1 protein-coding gene and 1 pseudogene are annotated in these 1,397 nt (G+C 55.3%); one reads left to right on the top strand and one right to left on the bottom strand.

The window, feature by feature from the left end; translation table 11 throughout:
* Positions 1-87: 87 nt before the first annotated feature.
* Positions 88-480, bottom strand: a pseudogene (locus tag GEU01_RS23870) (integrase core domain-containing protein); the annotation flags it as partial.
* 77 nt (positions 481-557) lie between these two features.
* Between GEU01_RS23870 and GEU01_RS21800 the strand changes: the two are divergent.
* On the top strand, positions 558-1,397 hold an 840-nt coding region (locus GEU01_RS21800), incomplete at its 3' end, for an IS110 family RNA-guided transposase (protein WP_019086757.1).

Genomic DNA, 1,397 nt, shown 5'->3' with positions numbered 1-1,397 from the left:
GCGCGCCGACTTCGGCCATCTGCAAGTCAAAAAGGCCGCAGCGTACTAGGTAATCCCCCCATTTTTAGTGGGGCATTGAATGAGAATTCAGGCAGCTGTTTTTAGTTTCTGGGCGGGGGTTAGCCCGCTGTTCCCCATGTTGGGTCTGTCATGGTTATATGTCCAGAGCCATTGTGTTGCGACCTCCTGCACGTCCTGAATGCTTTCAAACAAATACTGCTCCAGCCATTCCTGCCGGACAGTTCTGTTGTAGCGTTCAATATAGGCGTTCTGCTGCGGATTACCCGGTTGCGTATAGATCAGGGTAATCCCCTGTTTTTCGGCCCATGAAACCAACGTATGACTGACATATTCAGGGCCATTATCCATTCGGATGGCCTCAGGCCTGCCACGCCACTCCATAACCTGTTCCAGACAGCGGACAACCCGACAGGCTGGCAGGGAAAAATCAACCTCGATCGCCAGTCCTTCACGATTGAAGATGGGGTGGACGGCCTCCATGCGGCATCAATGTGCCATGCTGGGGTCGGAATGACCATTCAGAGGAGACCGCCCGGATGAAAATTACCATGATCGGCCTGGATATCGCCAAGTCCGTTTTTCAGGCGCACGGCACAGATGCAAATGGAAAATGTCTTCTCAAGCGAAAGCTCGGGCGCAGTGAGGTTGCCTCATTCTTCGGGAAACTCGAGCGGTGTCAGGTCGTGCTCGAAGCTTGCGGCACATCGCATCATTGGGCGCGCGTCATCCGCGATGCGGGTCATGACGTGAAACTTATTCCGCCGGACATGGTCAAGCCGTTCGTCAAACGTGGCAAGAAAAACGACGCTGTTGACGCCGCAGCCATTTGTCTTGCGGCACTCCATCCCGACACGCGCTTCGTCCCGATCAAAAACGAAGAACAGCAAAGCCTGCTCTCGTTACACTCAACGCGCACACTATTGGTCAAACAGCAGACGATGCTGGTCAATGCGTTGCGCGCGCTTGCAGCGGAATTCGGCTTGATCGTGCCGTTGGGAAACAGTCGCCTGCCCGATCTTCTGGCGAAAATCGAGACATCACCCGATTTGCCCGACGTCATGAAGCAGACCGTCATTTTGCTCTTCGAACAATACGGAAAGTTGAGTGAAAGCATCGGATGCCTGGAAAGGCGAATCCAGGCGCACGCCAGGCAGGACGAAGATGCCCGTCGTCTTTTGACAATACCCGGCATCGGCCCGATGACCGCGTCCTTGATCGTGGCATCTGTCACGGATATCGACACTTTCGAAAGTGCGCGGCACTTCGCGGCCTGGCTTGGACTTGTGCCGCGGCAGCACTCGTCCGGCGGAAAGGTCCGGCTGGGCAGGATTACGAAAACGGGCAACCGGGAAATAAGGAAGCTGCTCGTTCTGGGG

The sequence above is a fragment of the Komagataeibacter europaeus LMG 18890 genome, from assembly GCF_000285295.1.
Classification (GTDB): Bacteria; Pseudomonadota; Alphaproteobacteria; order Acetobacterales; family Acetobacteraceae; genus Komagataeibacter; species Komagataeibacter europaeus.
The sequence above is the reverse complement of the archived record's forward strand: the minus strand, read 5'-3'. Positions and strand labels throughout refer to the sequence as shown.